The organism is Bradyrhizobium sp. Pha-3 (assembly GCF_042258325.1).
Taxonomy (GTDB): domain Bacteria; phylum Pseudomonadota; class Alphaproteobacteria; order Rhizobiales; family Xanthobacteraceae; genus Bradyrhizobium; species Bradyrhizobium elkanii.
In genome coordinates, this window is the sequence record NZ_CP170151.1 from 1,302,848 (window position 1) to 1,319,525 (window position 16,678).

The following is a 16,678-nucleotide window of genomic DNA, read 5'->3' on the forward strand; positions in this document are numbered from 1 at the left end:
CACTCCTCAAACTCGACGCTGTCTGGCAGACGCTCGCTGCGGACCACTTTGGCGCTACCCGTTGCCTGACGTTCGGTCGTTCTCGTCTTCATGTCTTGCCGCATGACGTCGCGGCCTTGTGTTGGTGAACGAACCTTCAAGGGCGACCCTGCCGCAGCAGCGCTGCCATAGGTCCGCCCGCGCGGCAAACTCGAGCGAAACTGGCTTCACTTGCCTTCGATTGGTACCGTGAAGACTTGTTGCATGCTCGTGGTATCGATCTTTAGGGCACACATATAGTTTACGATAGGCGCAGCCCGAATAAGGAAATTCCAATGAGTAAACCGATCGAGGGTTATGTTCGCGCGGACGTTCTATTGAAGGTATTGGAAACGACCGTGCAGACGTCCTCCATAAGCCCGCTGGCTGGGGTTCTGGAGATTGCGACAGAAGATGGCGTGCTTCGTCTCGCGATAAGCGGCGATGCGGCCAGAGACCTGCTCATCGATTTGGATCAATTCCTAGCCCAGGAATGAACGTAGGAGGCCCTTGCAGCGCAGAGCTGATAAACTGGGGACCGCGTGCATAAGAATAACACCAAGGTGAGAAGCTTCGCCGGTATCGCACAAACACCTCCAGCGACACCGAGGTTGCGGTGAAAATCAGGGCGTGCTCGTAATTAAGACGATCACGAGGGAGAGCGCTTAGTCCATCACGGAGAGATCGGGCGCTATGTTGAACGTACTGGCGATCACCAGCATGGTTACGACAGATATGACCAGTCAGCGCGGGTTGAAGTCTCTTACGTTGGCGATGATACTTTCCCCGTCACGCGAGGAGTTGCCAGCGCCAGAGTTTCGGAAGCGGCTGTTCGACCGGCGCGGTTTCCTTGTTGGGATTGCCTATCGACTTCGCGCTCTGCCTCGGCTCAAATCCGGTAGACGCACAGGCGTACGTGGGGCGCTTTGAACCGGCTGCGACAATCTCTCGAAGACAATTCCTCGAAGAATGCTCGTTTGGCGAAAGGCCCGATCGAAGCGCATACGCTTTCGGGGCAGCGATCTTGCTGACGCCGGCATAGGGCATGACCTCCCCACCCTGGTTTCAGCGCCGCGGCTCCCGGCAACGCTCTGCGATCTGCCATCGGTCGACGCGTCCGGGCAGCCTGTTGTCGATGACAAGCACGTCCGCAACCCAGCTCCCGCACCATGCCGGTGCCTTTCTCGCCGTTGGCCGCCTGGACGACGTCGTAGTCCTCGTCGACCACCCCACACTCACAACGAATTTCAATTTGGCGGCTTCAATTCGCCGGCCAGCCAGCCGACCGCGTCCGTCTGCATCGGATCCACGGCGAAGCGGACCACTCGGTGCGCTCGCAGGTCGAGCACTCGAAGGTGCGTTCCTCGAATCAGCGCGGGCCGGGAGAGATGCGCGCCAACGCCATGCGGTGCTTGCAAACCGGACACATCGGACGCTCGTTGGTCGAGGCAGCCATCCCTGAAATCCCCGTCGCCTGATCATACGCCATCCGTAGCCGGAGTATTCGATTATTACTGCCGCTTCCGCCAAAGGGAACGAGCCCGGTCGGACCGGATTGATTCTGCAGGCCCGCGCGCGAGCACGGCCTGCGTAGCTCCGCCGCCAAGTCCCAAAAGTCCCAAAGGTTGGGCTGCGCTCATAGGAGCGGAGTATTCGGCATCGTAATCCCGGGCGGAACGGCCGTTCTTCAGCGGCGCTCCCGCGATGGATTGTCAATCGAAAAGATCGTGAAAACGATGCCTTGTGAGCATCGTCCTAGAACTTGAGCGTGGTCCTGAGACCGAACACGGACGCGTTTCTGAGGGCCTTTCCGGCGAGCGGGCCCGTCGGGAGCGTGGCGCCGCCGCCGGGATGAAGGATGTATTGGAAATTGGGCTGCACCGTCCAGCCGTCCTTGATTTGATATTGATACACCGCAGTCAGCAATCCCTCGAAGCTCCGTACGGGCCAGTTCGGATCCACTAAAGTCCGATAATCCGCGTCGAGTGCCTGCGCCCGTTCGAGACGTGGGCGTAACCCGCTGCGATCCCGAACTTGTCGTTCGGTCGCTCGTCCCGCAGACCGATGAACTCGATGCCCGCATCGGCGTAGAGATCGATCAGGTTGCGGTCGGCACGGGTGCCGGCGGCCCTGGCGAACACGCCGATTCCGCGATCGTCGCCTGTGAGGCACGCGATAAACCTGCTGCTCGAGGACTGCCCAACCGCCGATATCCCCTGACAATAGCAGGGGCTCGCCGCTGCTGGCGGGAGCGGCGAGTGAAACGCCGTTCGACGCGAGCCGCTGGTCCGCGAAGGAGCCGAAGTGCTGCCAGCCTCCGAATTTGATCTGGCCGGTCAGGTTCGGATCGCCCTTCTTGTTGTTCCAGGCGTACTGCATCTGTCCGAGCAGGAGAGGCGGATCGTTGACGCGGAAATTCACGCCGTAGCGGTTGCGCTCCTGCGGATCGCCCGGACCGGGTCCGGCCTGGTCGCCATCGAAGATGCCGCCAAGCAGGGAAAGCTGATCGGTCAGGACCAGCAGCCGGGCTCCCATGGCGGCCAAGGGCGGCGATCCTCGACGACAGGCGGGAGCGGCGATGAAGGAGGCCGTGCAGGCCGATGGCTTCGAACGGCAGCGCTGGATACGGCTCGCTCAGGCCTGGCTCGAGATCACGCGTATCGGTTTTCCACGTGTTTCATGACCCGTCGGCAGCGGCGTCAAAGGCGCTGCCGACGAGCGGAACGAGCGGGCCACAGCCAAGCTTTCCCGGATGACACCGAAATCCCTTCATTCGCTGGTCGAACTGCTCTGGACGCCGTCAGGCGAGTTCCGTCGTTGCGCTTTGCGTACGGCGCGGTTGGTATCGCCGCAATTCGAACGATGGCAAGACCGCCAAGGGGCAGGTTGAATATTTTGGTCGCGATATCGGAGTTGGCTCCGCAATTGCGAGGGTGGTGGCCCCGGAAACGTCCGCATCAAAGGCGAAATCGTGCGCGAGGAATCCAGCTTGGGGCTCATGGTTTCCTCGATGCTGGGCCTCGCTCTGATCGTAGGGATAATCAGGCTCTTCGGCTCGAGCCCGCCGCCGGATTGGGGGTCGCGTACCCGCAGGGTCCAGTCCGCTGTCCAGGCCAAACCTGGCTGACGGCTCGACGTCCGGAAGCCGCTCGCTCGGTAGGGAGCGACGTGCGGCGAAGGGTCGGCAAGTTCTTGGTTTTTTGGTACACTGTGCTCTGGCGGGTTCTACCGCTGCAATCCGCTCGTGCGCTACGCTTCGCGGACTCTGGCGCCGGGCGGGAGGTTGACCAACCCGGCCCTCGGTGCCTCCTAATCAAAACCCCGCCAGCTACCGAAGTATCTGACGGGGCTTGATCTGATATTTCTGTTGGATCTCTCCTCCATTATACCAGTCGTACAAATAACGACGCAGCCGGCGGGTCGTTCCTTTCCGATCGCTGCTCCGGCAGATTTATTTCGATGGCCTGAATGCCGGCGGCCGGGAGCGCAGCGGCCGCTTGCGGCGGCGCCGATCCTCCGTCAACCCCGGCCGTGAGGCGGCCTCAACCGCGGGGTCGTTGCGGTGACCCGCCGGGTCCGCAGCAGCGGCGAGATCAGATCAAATGTCAAGTTCATCTTCGTCAGCGAAGCGCTTGTCGACCAGCCGGTACGGATTGTCGAATTCGAGAGCGGCGACCACGTGGTGCGCTTCTACGGCCCTGGACGTCGGCCTCATCGCCTCATCGACCGCCGCGGGAAGATTAAGAATAAGCTCGATGCGGACGCCGTCGAAGCTGAAACGGTTCGGTTGATTTTCAATCTTTACCTCGATGGCGACGGGAAGACTGGCCCGCTCGAAGTGGCTGAACAGCCACAGAGGGCGGACGCGGCGCTGCGCAACCTTCGGCGTCGGACCCGGTGCATAAGATTTTGACCAACACTTGCTATGCGTCGGGACGATGGCCCTACGGCGCGCGTAGCTCTCGTGACGGCCGCAAGCACGATCCGTCGACTGTAATTCAAATTCCCGTCCCCGTCTTGATTGAGTAAGACGTTTTCGATCGCGTTCAGGCGAAACTTGCCCGGAGCAATCCGAAGACCACACCGCCGCGCGTGATCGATGAACCCTCGCTCCATTGCGGTTTGCGCTTCTTGCGGCCCCGGAATAACGTGCACGGGAACGACCAACAGGCAGAGTAGATCCTATTCCTACTATTCGTGCGGGTTGCCAGCAGAAGAGCAAGACGGTCCGCGAGGGCCGCCACATACCGGCTGCAACCTTGGACGACTCGTGCTGAGGAATCTCAAGCAGCGCGTCTATTGGCGCCCGACCGCATTGTGGAGCTTCTGAAGTCGCTGATCGAACGCCAAGCCGCGAAGAGCGATCTGCCGACCACCGGCTTCTTGCGATCCAGAAAGAGCTGAGCGACGCAGAAGATCGTCTGAAACGGCTCTACCGCTCCAAGCTGCCGAAGCGATCTTCGGCAGTATCGGGAGGCGATCAGACAGGCGGACAGTAACGAGGAGGAGCGTGTTTGCGGAAATGCCATGCGCAGTAGTCCAGGTGGTCTGCACGATGCCTCAGGAAAATGAGAAATGTTGCCGCGGTACTAGAATCGGCGCAGTCAAGTTTTCGTTCCAATCATCGCGGAACGAGCTGTATGCGCTGACCGGTGTTCTCTCCATAACAAACTGGCCGAACGTCTTATCTCCCGTACTCAATGGACGCCAGGTGACGTTCATGTTCGCGCCGACAGTGACCGCCGATCATGATTAGGATACTAGTGAGGAACCTACCATGTGCTCCGCTGTTGCCGAGTTGTCCAATGGAGAGCTTTATAGACAACAACAATAACAAGAATCCGAACGAAAAAAGCCCGGTGAAAAACCGGAAGGGACGTATCACTTCAATCCCGGCAATCAATCCGGTAAAAGTCAGGCAATCCCCAAAGATCGGCCTGAACCAAGCAACGACAGGAATGCGACTGAGAACCGAGAGAAGCCCTCGCGAGGGTAACGCGCGATCGAACGATTTCGTCGTTTCCATGCGCAAATCCAATGAAGGTCGTTCCTTAGCGCGGAGGAACGAAAACGTTAGCGGCGAGGTTAGCTTATGGAGACGGAATCTTGCGAGAAGCCGGACAGTCTCCCACACGGCCCTGCGGTGTAATGCCCGCAGGGTCGGTTCCCGTGGCCGTCCTCGAAGTGAGGTTGCGCAGCAGACGGACAGCGGATGCCGAGGACAAGATTTTCTGCAAGGCAAAATCACGTCCGAACTCTGGGCCGAGCCCAAACCACAAGCTTTGGTCGCATCCGATGCATAGGGTTTTCGCGGCTCAGGTGGATTCCATAGAATTCCGCTGCCCTTCACAGAGGAGTCTAAACGACCCTCGGCGCGGAGGTTTGGAGCAAGGTCGCTACTCCCGATAGGCTTTGGGGCAAGGACCGGGAGGTTTTACCCGACTCTTTGTGTTCCGATCCGTTCCAATTCGGAGCAACATACTCGTCTAGGGATGCCCTCTCATATCGCGCAATGGCGGGAGTCTAGCCGCTTCAGGGTGAATGCAACATTTTCGCCAAGGAGGATAGCGGCCTTGTGTCTTCTAAGGTCGGCTTGCTGTACTCCGAATTATCTCGGATGATCATCGTAATCCGTTAGTCAGCTACGCTGAAAAAATTCCACGGCGAAGCACTACGAGTTTCGATAGAATCGCACTTGAGCCCAGCGCTGCAGCCGCTCAAAACAGTCAAGCAGGGGAAGGTACAAAAAAATAGGAATCGATTAGGAGGAAACGTCACCTTATTGACGGGCATTTTCCATCCTTTGATCGCCCAGTGCGTCGACGGAAAACTTGCCGACCTCGTGGCCTTCACTGTCCTGCACGGTAACCCACCGCCCGGCCGCGGATGTCATTTCCGGCCGAGATCTCTCTGCACTTGACACTGCCCCGTAGGGAATTGCGCCGTATAATCGTTGCGTTCGCAGTGCGGACCGCCTCCACTCTTGCCTGTTGTTTTTTAGGGAGCGTGTTGCTCGCCGATCGTTGGCACCATAGCCAGTTGATGGGCTGGCGGCGTCGAGCTATACTCATAGGCTGCACGTTCATGGGACCAGTGGATCGTGACTAGGCATCAGGGACAACTCGTTGCTACCGAGTTCGTTTCAATGGCTCTTCGATGGAACCCGCCTGGCGCAAAACCTCAGGCCTCGACCGCAGGGTGCCCAAGGCATCTCGGTGAACCAAGCCATTTCGGTGAAGCTCGCACCCCAATGCAAATGCGGTTCTGGAATTAGATAGTCAGTCGGGCGCCTGTGTGATTAGGCCCTCTCTCCACTCTTGCAGCGTAGCAACCAGCTGCCGCAAAGTGGATGTGCAAGTAGTCGACGTTCGGCGGCGCGAGAAGCTCTTCTATGACTGGTTCGATCTGTTTGCCCCCAACTAACCGGTTATCGACCATCATTCCCTTCGAATCGAAAGACCTGACGGCGAGCGTGCGTTTGCGCAGCTGTTCAGGAATTTCGTTCACTCTATCGTAGGTCTGATCGCCCTCGCGCACGAAGATCGCAAACCGCATTCGATACGGCGAATCGACTGGATGATGTTCGTAGTTGATTAGCAAAAGCTCCTCGCCTGGCTGCGAGTCCGTGAGGCTAACTCGGCAAGGATAATTGCCGTCGACTGTCCGGCGAACTGCTCCTCTGGTCGCGAGGTCGAGATCAGACAGGCCGAAAAGATGAGCGAATTCTTCAGCCGGTAGGCCACGGATGCGAAAGGTCATTGTTGTTGTTCCTTTTTGAGGGAGAACTACTTTCGCACCCGCTTGCGAGCGTAGCCACCCGCTTCCCGACGTCGCTTGGTTCTCTCCATTGGGGCGGTGCCAGCAGATCCAGCCGGCTCAAGTGGCAACCGGTTGAGCTGCGGAAGGTTCCTCGATCGCAGCACCCCGGTCATCAATGTAGATCGGGCTCCGTATGGGTGCGCCACCGTTCTCAAACACCGCCAGCTCAAGCCGTCACGCACGTTTCCGTTGCTGCGGATCATGGCCAGCGGCGATGTCGCTATTCCCTGCGAAGAAATGCCCCAGGGCCTTTGACGGGCGCAGCCTTTCACAGACGATCTTCAGGATGGCCAGCATCGGGACCGGCCAAGGTCATGTCGTGGCTTGGATGACGCCGGTATTGGCGCTGGTGGCGAACTGCAGGTTGTGAAAAATAGCGCGGACCATAGGCTGCGCCGCCAGCTTGCGCCTGCAATGGGTGAGGCGCTCTCGCTGGTGGTCGGCGGCCTCAATCACGAGCACGCCCTGATTTTCGCGGCATCCTCAGTGCTGCTCCAGGTGTTTGTGCGATACCAGCGTTATGCGCCCGCCCTGAAGTTTCTTACCTTGGTGTTATTCTTATACGTCGCCACCGCATTCACCGCCCACATTCCGTGGAACAAAGCGCTTGCGCGCGCAGTGTGGCCGGCTGCCGAGGTTAACCGCGATTATCTGCTCATGGTCGTGGCGGTGCTCGGGACAACCATCAGTCCCTACCTCTTCATCTGGCAGGCATCGCAGGAGGTCGAGGAGATGAAGCAAAATCGGCCACGGCGCCCGTTAAAGGAACGGCGTCCTTTAAAGGAGCTATTGCGTGGCGGCGAATCCGAAATTGAGCGCATCGCGTTGGACACCAGCGTGGGTATGGCGTTTTCGAACATCATCGCTTTCTTTATTCTTTTAATCACAGCAGCCGTGTTCAGTGCCGGCGGCGTGACCAACATCCACAGCGCGGCCGAAGCGGTTGAAGCCCTGCGGCCGCTTGCCGGTGATTTGACCGTCGTTTTGTTTGCACTCGGGATTGTCGGCACGGGACTCTTGCGGTCCCGGTGCTCGCCGGCTCGGCTGCGTATTGCGCTTCCGAGGCGTTCGGCTGGCCCGCCACCCTGGAGGCGAAAGCGCCGGATGCCGTGGGCTTTTGCAGCATCATTGCCGCCGCCACGGTGGCGGGACTCGCGCTCGGCTATACGCCAATCGATCCCATCCGAATGCTGATCTGGAGCGCCGTCCTCAACGGCATTGTTGCTGTTCCGATCATGGCGGTCATGATGGTGGTCGTTACGCGCCTTTCGGTGATGGGTCGTTTTAGCGCCCGGCCGACGCTCACGTTTTTCGGATGGGCTGGCACGGCGCTCATGGCCGTTACCGTTGTGGCACTGTTCTGGTCCTCGATCGGCTGACCGCACTATCATCGCGAGTAAGACAAATCTGTTGTAGTAGCGGAGAGTAGCCACGAAACGTGGACCGGCAATGGCAAGGCCAGCTCCATTATTCGTGCGATCTCGACATCGATGGGTTGCGCGGGCCTGACCTCGCCGGTCCGGCCCCGTGCAATCGTCAGCCGAACCGCCAAGAGTTGGTGCCCGAAATATTGAATGGAACTTTCAGGTTCCAATTGCGTTGACGCGCATGAATCGGCAGCCGATCGAGGACGTTGTCGCTGAAACCGGCAAGACGATCGACGCCCCACCACCAGAGATTCTCGAAACGGATCCAGGGCTGTCTCCGGAAGAAGCCGAGCAGATTCGCCGTGACTACTTGCTGAAGCGGTTCTGGATCAGCGCCAAGGGTTTTTGGGGAGTGGCTGGCGGCAGGCTGGCCTGGGTTCTCACCGGCGGATTGCTGGTACTGATTTTCCTGCAGCTCTCTTTCCAGTTCGGCGTCAACCTCTGGAACAGAGCGATCTTCGATGCCATCGAGAAGAGAGATGCAGCCGTCGTGCTGCGTCTTACGGCGGTGTTCTTCCCGCTGGCAATCGGCAGCGTTCTGCTCGGTGTAATTCAGGTCTACATCCGCATGGGCATCCAGAGGCGATGGCGGGCTTGGCTAACCGGTTCAGTTATCTCTCGCTGGCTGAAGAACGGTCGCTACTACCAGCTCAACCTGGTCAGCGGCGATCACCAGAATCCGGAATACCGCATTGCCGAGGACTTGCGCGTGGCGACCGACGCGCCGATTGATTTCGCCACCGGCGTAACGTCCGCGTTTCTTTCGGCAACGACATTCATCATCGTACTCTGGACGATCGGTGGTGCGTTGACGCTGACAATTGCAGGCGCCACTATGACGATTCCAGGCTTTCTCGTTATCGCCGCAGTGCTGTATGCAGCGATCGCGAGCGGTTCGATGGTCGTCATCGGGCGAAATTTCGTGACCATTTCGGAAAGCAAGAATCAGACTGAAGCCGAGTACCGCTACGCCCTGATGCGCGTGCGCGAGAACGGTGAAAGCATTGCGCTTCTGGGTGGGGAGGAAGAGGAGCGCTCCGGCATCGACAGATCGTTCAGCAAAGTCTTGACGCAATGGGCGCGGCTGTGCGGCCAGCACATGCGCACCACCATCGTCTCGCAGGGATCGAGCCTGATCGCGCCCATCGTTCCAATATTGCTTTGCGCGCCTAAGTTTCTCGAAGACGGCATGACGCTGGGCCAGGTGATGCAGGCGGCATCGGCGTTCACCATTGTTCAAAGCGCCTTCGGCTGGCTGGTGGATAATTATCCCCGCCTGGCAGAATGGAATGCAGGAGCGCGCCGCATTGCATCGCTGATGATGTCCCTCGATGGGCTTGAGCGTGCCGAAACTGGCGAGGGTCTCAATCGCATCAAGCGCGGCGAAACCGAGGGCGATACAATGCTTCGTTTGAATGACCTGTCAGTTACACTTGATGATGGCACCGCTGTGGTTGGCGAGACGGAAATTCTGATCGAACCTGGCGAGCGGGTTCTGGTGTCTGGTAAGTCCGGGACTGGCAAGAGCACGTTGGTGCGCGCCATCGCAGGACTCTGGCCATGGGGTGGCGGCAGCGTTGATTTCCACGCGGATCGCCGTCTGTTCATGTTGCCGCAAAAGCCCTATGTGCCGTCGGGCACGTTGCGTCGCGCTGCCGCTTATCCCGCGGACGCCGAAGATTGGAGCATCGATCAGATCGGGGAAGCGCTCGACAAGGTGGGGCTGGGTCATCTGAAGGAGCGCATCGAAGAGGAGGCTCCCTGGGACCAGACGTTGTCGGGCGGCGAAAAACAGCGGCTCGCCTTTGCACGGCTCTTTCTTCATCGCCCGGATATCATTGTGCTTGATGAGGCGACGTCTGCGCTCGATGATCGCAGTCAGGACAAACTGATGGAGCTTCTTAACGAGGAACTAAAGGACGCCACCGTTGTCAGCGTTGCCCATCGCGCCGAACTGGAGGCGTTCCACAGCCGCAAGATCACACTTGAGCGCCGCAAGGGTGGCGCGAGGTTTGTCAGTGACATTGATCTGATCCCGCGCGATGGCCGCAGGCGGTTGATGGGACGCTGGCTGCGCAAGCGCAAGGCGCCTTCGATCCCGCCCCGGCAGGTGGCTTGAGGTCCGCATCCCAAATTGATCCGGAAGAGGACATCCGACCGAGCAGACGCCGAAACGCCGCGCGTTCGTTCGGAGACCCAGAGCTGGCGGATTACTGTCTGTCGACAGCAATCGGTCTGAGATCGTTCCACCTCGCTGTCGTGATCCCCATTCAAATACTGCGGTCTTTGTCGCGATCGCGATGATCACGGTCGCGGACGCGCAGTCGCGATCCCTGTCACGACCTCGTACGCCAACAGGGCAGCACCAGCCCCGACCTCTTCTGCTCCGGCGGGCATTGCGTTGCAAATCCAGTCTGCGGCGGAATTACTACGGCATATCACCGCGTGCTCCTATCACTGCTAAGCTCTGCGACCGCTGCCTGGTTGGATTTGGAACCGGTTGGGCCCCTTCTCGTTGAAATATTTCGAGCACGAGCTCGACCATTTTGAAATTGCCGGTTTCAGTGAAGCGATCGACTAATGAAGCCAAAATAGGTCCGATCGGGACTTCTAATCCGCAGCTGCTTGCGTCGTCTAGCCGGTGCATCGCTCATGATTGACGACCTTTGGTACAAGAACGGCGTGTTCTATGGGCTGCTGCGGCGTCTCGACTATCTGCACGGACTGGGTGTGACTGCGATCTGGCTGATGCTATTCCAGCCGTCGCCAGGCAGAGACGACGGTTACGACATCTCCGACTATTATGGTGTCGATCCGCGACACGGCACGCTCGGCGACTTCGTGGAATCCACTCACGGCTGCCAGCAACGAGGCATTCACGTCATTATCGATCTCGTCGTCAATCACACCTCGGACGCCCATCCGTGGGCTTTCAATGAAGTGGCCTTGCTTCCGTGAGATGCGCATTTCAGGATTGAACGTCATGACAGAGCAACAAGGTGTTTCTCGGCGGCGAGTTCTGACTATCGCGGCGGGCGCTGCTGGCGCATCAGTTGCCGGGGTAAGTGTGGCGCGCGCGCAGGCCAAGACGCCGCAGAAAAACGTGAAGTACCAAGACACTCCGAAGGGCGACCAGCGCTGTGAGAATTGCAAGCAGTTCCAACCACCATCGGCCTGCAAAGTCGTGGATGGAACTATTTCCCCGCAAGGCTGGTGCATGGTTTATATGAAGGCCTAGGATGATCTTTCCGGCCGACGTGGCCCCGCCAAGCTCCTCCGCGAGACGGGCTCGCTACAGGTCGCGGACGTCATCCGCCCAGCGGTCGTGCCGACTATGACTCGCTAGCCCCAGTCGGGATCCCGAGGGAGGTGACAGATGGCAGAACCGACAGAAGAAGAAATACGAATGTACGCCCATCAGCTCTGGGAAAAGGCTGGACGGCCGGAGGGCCGCGACAAAGAGTTTTGGGAGCTGGCCGAACAAGAATTGCGAAATAAGGATAAATCTTCTCCGCTCCGAACCCCTGATAACCTTTAAGTGGACAAGGTTTCGATCGGTAGAGCCCAAGTGGGCTTTCATCGCGCCTTAGCCTCCATCACTCGGTGCATCGCCGGGTGCTTCCTGTTTTTGATCTTGATCCAATGCGGACACCGGCCGCCTCGGTAAGGCCCGGATTCGCGAATCGAAATAGACGAATTGCGCATTGCCGGGCGAAGAGAATTTTGCCGAGATGATCCCAAGGGGCGCTTGCTACACGTCCCCAGACCTTGAACACCAGCACCGACGCCAACCGTCGGTGCTGGTGTTTTTTATGCGAAAAGATCGTTCCCAGCCTGCAGGATCTTCACGTGGATCTCCAGCCACTCCTGCGCCAAGGCGTGAGACCGGCGCCGTATTCGGCCGGCGTGCCTTTGTCCTGATACAGGAAGGGGCCGTTGATCTTCTCGATATAGACGCGGCCATCCTGGACCGGCTCGTATGCTCTGGCGTGCTCCATGGCCTCGGGGCGGCTTTCTCCGGACTGGCGTAGGACGATCTGCGGTGAGTTTCGGCGGGGAATCACGACTTCCATCCCACACTGAATGGCACCGCGTGGCTCACCATGTCATGCCAATTTGGAACGATGTGCACAGCGCCGACCGTGCCGCATGCGTGCACACTAAGCGCCAGCCGACGCGTGACCACGGTTGATCCTGAGGTAGGGTGTCCAGCCGAAAGTCCACCATCCGGCCACAGCCGCCGTGGCACTGGATGTTAAGTGACGTGGCCGCCAGCGAGCCATTCCGCGGGGCTACCGGGCGGGAAGGAGCGGCCGGACCATTTCGTGTATTTGCGCTGGCGCATAGGGCCAAGTGATCGCGCCGATCGCGCGCGGAGAGAAGCCGCTAGGAATCGGTCGCCTATGGATGTCGATCACCAATGGCGGGTCAATCGTCTAGCGCGATTGGTCCGGATTTTCTTGCCACGTCGTCGAGTGCTCAGAAATCCACTTGGCAGCGTCATGCTCCGTAACAAAACCCTTGATGACTTCCGTTTCGCCATCGGGCCACAGAATATCGATCCTCCAGCCGGTGCCGGGATTTTTGCAAGCCATGAAAGCCGGTCGCTGTTCGATCATTGGGTGACTATGCGCCGACGGTGGCCAGCTACAAGCCAGTGATCCTGCCACACTTCGCTTTTGGCCCGCGATCGATCCTATTGGGTGTCCCCGATCTCACGCGGATCCTTTCGTGGCCGGGAGTCAAGAAGATCCGGCGGCGGTGACAATTGGGGACGCAGCTCGGGACTTGGCTCGGTGTCTAGATCGCCCTGGACCTTCGACCGTTGCCGGCGGCTGATCACAAAACCGATCAGGCCGACCACTACCAGCACAGCTCCGTCGAGCATAAGCCAGTGCGGAAATTCCATGCCCAGTACACGACAGAATTTTGCAGCGCAGCCCTGATTAATCTCCGTTGCGGCTTCCTCCCGGAGAGAGGTAGGTTCCAGCCGCGGCGGGCCGCATCACGCTTTGTCCAATTCACCTGCATCGAGTTACTGAGCTTACTTCGTCGGTAGGGACGGCCATATGATTGGGCGCGAGGATCTGATCTGCGCCAGCGATGCTGAAGCCATCGAGCTGGCGACCAAGTTCAGTCTGGCACGGAGACCGCTTCGTGACTAAGCTCGCACGTCAGAAACCTTCTATGAACAATTTGCGTCCTAGTTCGTATAAGGAAGATGCTCAGGGATGAGAAAGTCAACCGCCTGGAATTGGAGCGCGAGCTCGAAAGGGCGAAACGGCTTGCCGCGGTCACAACGGATCGCACGACCTATGAGCGGATACGCGATTTTGCCGAGGACATCAGGCAAAGGCTCCAGCGGTTAGTGTCCCGGCGGGGTGGACAAGACGAAATCCGCGCTCGCGCGCGTCAGCTTTGGGAACAGGCGGGCCGGCCAGTAGGCCGTGATCTAGATTTCTGGCTGCAAGCCGAGCGCGAACTGGCGAACGATGAGGCGATCGACTAGCTCCTGACGCCCGCCTCTTCCTCAGCGCTGTGCAACAGTTGTATACGTTGAATCGGTGGGGATCTGTGCTTCGTACTGCTTGGCTTTTTCAAGTAGTGCGTCGCGAATTGGACCTTCCGGCAAAAGGGCGGCTTGGTGGCGTGCTTCTCTCGCGCATTCTGCGGCTTTACTGGCCAGATCCTCAGTCTTGGTCAGACCACGCATGATGGCTTCCTCCTGTCACAGGAAACGACAGGAAACTTGCGAAGGTTCCTTACCAAGTCCAGTACCGGATCATGCCGCTCGGGCGGCCCTTGAAAACTCATCCGGGCCGGGACAGCCCGATCTCGGCCGGCAGCGCGCTGCTAGGATGGCGGAGCGGCCCGGCACTCCAGGGCCAACGCACCCGCCGTCACGCGAGACGACCGGCGTCGTTCGCCGAGGAGATTTGAAAAGTGAGGAACGCCGTTCGTGTTCTGGGTCGTTGAGGATGAAGCTCTGATCTGCAGCTTCATCGAGGACGCCTTGTCGGACGGCGGCTTCGAGGCATGCGTGGTCCATTCGGGAGACGCGGCGATGTCCACCTTTCGCGATGGTGGCAAGGGATGTCGGGCGCTGCTGACGGACGTCAATCTCGGTGATGGCACCAACGGATGGGAACTGGCGCGGCAGATCAGGGAAATCACCCCTGGCTTTCCTGTGGTCTACATGACGATCAGCGCGCCAGACTGCAAAACGCAAGGCGTCGATGGCAGCCTCCTGATCGAGAAGCCTATTGCGCCGGCGCAATTGGCTGCCGCCGTCTCGCAGCTACTTGATACGGGCTCGCCGGGTTGAACCGAGATCGTTGTTAAGCGATCTTTCGATCGGGCCCGCAAGGATGGGCGGCGGATGAGCGGATCGTCAGCGTGGTGGCGATGCTTTGGGCGTGCATGCGGCCGCAGCGCGAGCCGCCGCTACCGCCATCCGGTTCCACAGCAGGCCTCTGTCCTCCTTCGAAAAGGAGGCGCGCCGCTTGAGATCCTCCAGCGTCTCGTCAGGATGACGTCGCTCGAAATCCTCGCGGATCAGCAACTCGAGGTAGGTCCGGTCCTGAGCGCCGCCTGAGTCGAGATGCTGGTGCGAGTGGGGCACTCGGTTTGGCATCCGCCTGCGACATCGCCTCTCACCAATGCCAAGACGCGGGGCCCGCTTCGCGGCACTACGCTCATGCCCCTGCGGCTGCTTTGTCGCTTGTTTGAGGCCCCTCGCTCGCTCTACCGGCGTCATCAGACGAATAAATACGATCAAGACCGCATGATGATCCCTTACGCGCTTTTTCCCATTGGCACACGTTTCCACCACTCCGCGGCACCAGGGACACGACTGCCGCCCTTGCGAGGTCTTCCAACGCGGTCGCAATGTATTTCGCGTAGTGCCGTTCAATCATTTTGACTGAGGTGTTGTGCAGCTTGGCAACCTGTTGGATGGGCAAGCCCTTTCTGAGACCACGCACGATGCTGGAGTGCCGCAAAGCATAGGGAATCACCTCCGGCATACCGGCGCGCTCGCGAATGGCCTTCCATGGACGTGCAAGTTCCGCTCTTTTCCAAGGACCGCGCTCAGACTTCTTCCACGTGATGCCCCCCGGCTCCTGTTCATGGATCCATCGCTCGAAAAGAGGTGCATCGCTTGGCCGCCCGGCGATTGCGGGCAAAAGTACCTCAATCACATCGTCGCCCACTGGGACCGGGTCGGAGCCGCTATTGCCGCCGCGCCCCTTGTAGGAGCCCGGCACCATCAAACGCCGTGCAGAAACCTGTACGTCGCCCACGCGCATTCGCCTGACCTGGGCATACCGCGCGCCGGTCGCGGCCAGACAGACGACGATCCGATATAGATCGCCATCAAATCCTTGCTCCTGATCGACTTCATACGCAGCTTGAAGGATTGCGCCAACCTTCTCATTCGTGAGGATCTGGTTATCCCGAGCAAGCGACGCTACATCATCATCATCGATCCGCTCGGCTTTGAAGCCGGCCTTCACAGTGGCGAGGAACGTCGGGTTTAGTTTCTTCCTATCTGACGACAGCCGCGGCCACGCGGCGTTTAGTGCGGCCTTGAGGTCATTCACGAGGCGCTGCTTGGTCGTGACCTTTAAGTCCTCCGGCAAACCCTCACGCCACGTTATCAAGTCGTCCTCTTTCAAGGCATGCAGATACACCGATGCGAGAGCAGCAGCTTCCGCGGCTTCCTGATTGCCGCGCTTTTCTTGACTCATTATTTGGCCCTCTCAAGGCTGAAACAGGGGTTCGATTCCCTAGGGAGCGCCAGCAAACTCAGGCACTTAGGTAGCCCTCATTCGCCAAATAGCCTCGCCGCGATGCCTCACTGTCGCTGGCGCATTCGCGAAAAATTTCCTCGTCGCCCTTTGGTGTCCGGAAATATTCAAACCGCCGCTCACGTGCGCTGTCGTACGCGAGCGCCCTCGGATGTTCGCATTGACGTTGCTCGTCGCACAATCAACTCTTGTCCTGTGCGAAGGGCCACGTGAGATACAATCGACGAGAGAAAACCGGCGGACAACAGTCACACGTCAGTCTATCCGCTCCGAAAGCCGCAGAACCGAGCACGATGCCATTCGCCCGGCGGCTTACCTGCACGATTGACGATGCATGCGAAGTGACCGGCTTGGGACGCACGAAGCTTTACGAGTTGATAGGAGCTGGGCATATCGTCACGACCACGATCGGACGTCGGCGACTTAGTGGTGGGCTCACTTCTGGCGCTCCTTGACACCAACATGTCGAACTAATGGACGTGCGAATTAAGGGAACAACCCCACTTTGAACGCGCCATTCAGGCACTCATTTTGATGAGATGACCGTGCCTCCTTAGCCGGTCGAACTCGTCCGCCCACCACTGCATCATCCGCACGGCGCTCCTG

Annotated in this window: 14 protein-coding genes and 4 pseudogenes; 10 read left to right on the forward strand and 8 right to left on the reverse strand. The window is 59.1% G+C overall.

Annotated features, from left to right (window positions below):
* Positions 1-314 precede the first annotated feature (314 nt).
* Positions 315-515: a hypothetical protein gene (locus ACE10X_RS06270; RefSeq protein ID WP_038386604.1), complete on the forward strand. Its 201-nt coding sequence runs from the start codon at positions 315-317 to the stop codon at positions 513-515.
* 1,258 nt (positions 516-1,773) lie between these two features.
* On the opposite strand, the pseudogene ACE10X_RS06275 reads toward ACE10X_RS06270, so the two are convergent.
* Together ACE10X_RS06275 and ACE10X_RS06280 are read right to left on the reverse strand one after the other, a co-directional pair.
* A pseudogene (locus tag ACE10X_RS06275) lies at positions 1,774-2,159 on the reverse strand (carbohydrate porin).
* Between the two features lie 79 nt (positions 2,160-2,238).
* Positions 2,239-2,553: pseudogene (locus ACE10X_RS06280) on the reverse strand (carbohydrate porin); the annotation flags it as partial.
* Between ACE10X_RS06280 and ACE10X_RS06285 the strand changes: the two are divergent.
* Together ACE10X_RS06285 and ACE10X_RS06290 are read left to right on the forward strand one after the other, a co-directional pair.
* Positions 2,552-2,701 carry a hypothetical protein gene (locus ACE10X_RS06285; RefSeq protein ID WP_162832431.1) on the forward strand — a complete coding sequence of 50 codons (150 nt, stop codon included), beginning with the start codon at positions 2,552-2,554 and terminating at the stop codon, positions 2,699-2,701. The pseudogene ACE10X_RS06280 and the gene ACE10X_RS06285 overlap by 2 nt on opposite strands.
* A gap of 879 nt (positions 2,702-3,580) precedes the next feature.
* Complete coding sequence (locus ACE10X_RS06290; RefSeq protein WP_038386603.1) at positions 3,581-3,931, forward strand: hypothetical protein; 351 nt, start codon at positions 3,581-3,583, stop codon at positions 3,929-3,931.
* Positions 3,932-6,288: 2,357 nt separating this feature from the next.
* Here the strand turns inward: ACE10X_RS06290 and ACE10X_RS06295 are convergent.
* Both ACE10X_RS06295 and ACE10X_RS06300 read right to left on the reverse strand, forming a co-directional pair.
* Complete coding sequence (locus ACE10X_RS06295; protein WP_038386601.1) at positions 6,289-6,777, reverse strand: DUF1203 domain-containing protein; 489 nt, start codon at positions 6,775-6,777, stop codon at positions 6,289-6,291.
* A 234-nt stretch (positions 6,778-7,011) separates the two neighbouring features.
* Positions 7,012-7,134: a hypothetical protein gene (locus ACE10X_RS06300; RefSeq protein WP_259192580.1), complete on the reverse strand. Its 123-nt coding sequence runs from the start codon at positions 7,132-7,134 to the stop codon at positions 7,012-7,014.
* 114 nt (positions 7,135-7,248) lie between these two features.
* Between ACE10X_RS06300 and ACE10X_RS06305 the strand changes: the two are divergent.
* From ACE10X_RS06305 to ACE10X_RS06325, 5 genes and pseudogenes are all read left to right on the forward strand, one after another.
* A pseudogene (locus ACE10X_RS06305) lies at positions 7,249-8,216 on the forward strand (NRAMP family divalent metal transporter); the annotation flags it as partial.
* Positions 8,217-8,445: 229 nt separating this feature from the next.
* Positions 8,446-10,383 carry an ABC transporter ATP-binding protein/permease gene (locus ACE10X_RS06310; protein WP_038386600.1) on the forward strand — a complete coding sequence of 646 codons (1,938 nt, stop codon included), beginning with the start codon at positions 8,446-8,448 and terminating at the stop codon, positions 10,381-10,383.
* A 533-nt stretch (positions 10,384-10,916) separates the two neighbouring features.
* A pseudogene (locus ACE10X_RS06315) lies at positions 10,917-11,192 on the forward strand (alpha-amylase family glycosyl hydrolase); the annotation flags it as partial.
* Between the two features lie 55 nt (positions 11,193-11,247).
* Positions 11,248-11,502, forward strand: coding sequence for a high-potential iron-sulfur protein (locus tag ACE10X_RS06320; protein WP_080583453.1), 255 nt, complete (start codon positions 11,248-11,250; stop codon positions 11,500-11,502).
* Positions 11,503-11,640: 138 nt separating this feature from the next.
* Positions 11,641-11,802 carry a DUF2934 domain-containing protein gene (locus tag ACE10X_RS06325; protein ID WP_080583452.1) on the forward strand — a complete coding sequence of 54 codons (162 nt, stop codon included), beginning with the start codon at positions 11,641-11,643 and terminating at the stop codon, positions 11,800-11,802.
* A 307-nt stretch (positions 11,803-12,109) separates the two neighbouring features.
* Here the strand turns inward: ACE10X_RS06325 and ACE10X_RS06330 are convergent, their stop codons facing one another.
* Positions 12,110-12,337, reverse strand: coding sequence for a hypothetical protein (locus ACE10X_RS06330; protein ID WP_244435899.1), 228 nt, complete (start codon positions 12,335-12,337; stop codon positions 12,110-12,112).
* Between the two features lie 363 nt (positions 12,338-12,700).
* Positions 12,701-12,883, reverse strand: coding sequence for a hypothetical protein (locus tag ACE10X_RS06335; RefSeq protein ID WP_157788052.1), 183 nt, complete (start codon positions 12,881-12,883; stop codon positions 12,701-12,703).
* A 602-nt stretch (positions 12,884-13,485) separates the two neighbouring features.
* On the opposite strand from ACE10X_RS06335, the gene ACE10X_RS06340 reads away from it, so the two are divergent.
* Positions 13,486-13,773, forward strand: a complete 288-nt coding sequence (locus ACE10X_RS06340; protein WP_038386598.1) for a DUF2934 domain-containing protein — start codon at positions 13,486-13,488, stop codon at positions 13,771-13,773.
* Between the two features lie 21 nt (positions 13,774-13,794).
* Here ACE10X_RS06340 and ACE10X_RS06345 read toward each other — a convergent pair whose 3' ends face one another.
* A complete protein-coding gene (locus tag ACE10X_RS06345) occupies positions 13,795-13,977 on the reverse strand; it encodes a hypothetical protein (protein WP_157788051.1) in 183 nt (60 codons plus the stop codon).
* Positions 13,978-14,223: 246 nt separating this feature from the next.
* Between ACE10X_RS06345 and ACE10X_RS06350 the strand changes: the two genes are divergently transcribed.
* Positions 14,224-14,589, forward strand: a complete 366-nt coding sequence (locus ACE10X_RS06350) for a response regulator (protein ID WP_038386597.1) — start codon at positions 14,224-14,226, stop codon at positions 14,587-14,589.
* Between the two features lie 370 nt (positions 14,590-14,959).
* Here ACE10X_RS06350 and ACE10X_RS06355 read toward each other — a convergent pair whose 3' ends face one another.
* Positions 14,960-16,012 carry a tyrosine-type recombinase/integrase gene (locus tag ACE10X_RS06355; protein WP_244435898.1) on the reverse strand — a complete coding sequence of 351 codons (1,053 nt, stop codon included), beginning with the start codon at positions 16,010-16,012 and terminating at the stop codon, positions 14,960-14,962.
* Between the last annotated feature and the right edge of the window lie 666 nt (positions 16,013-16,678).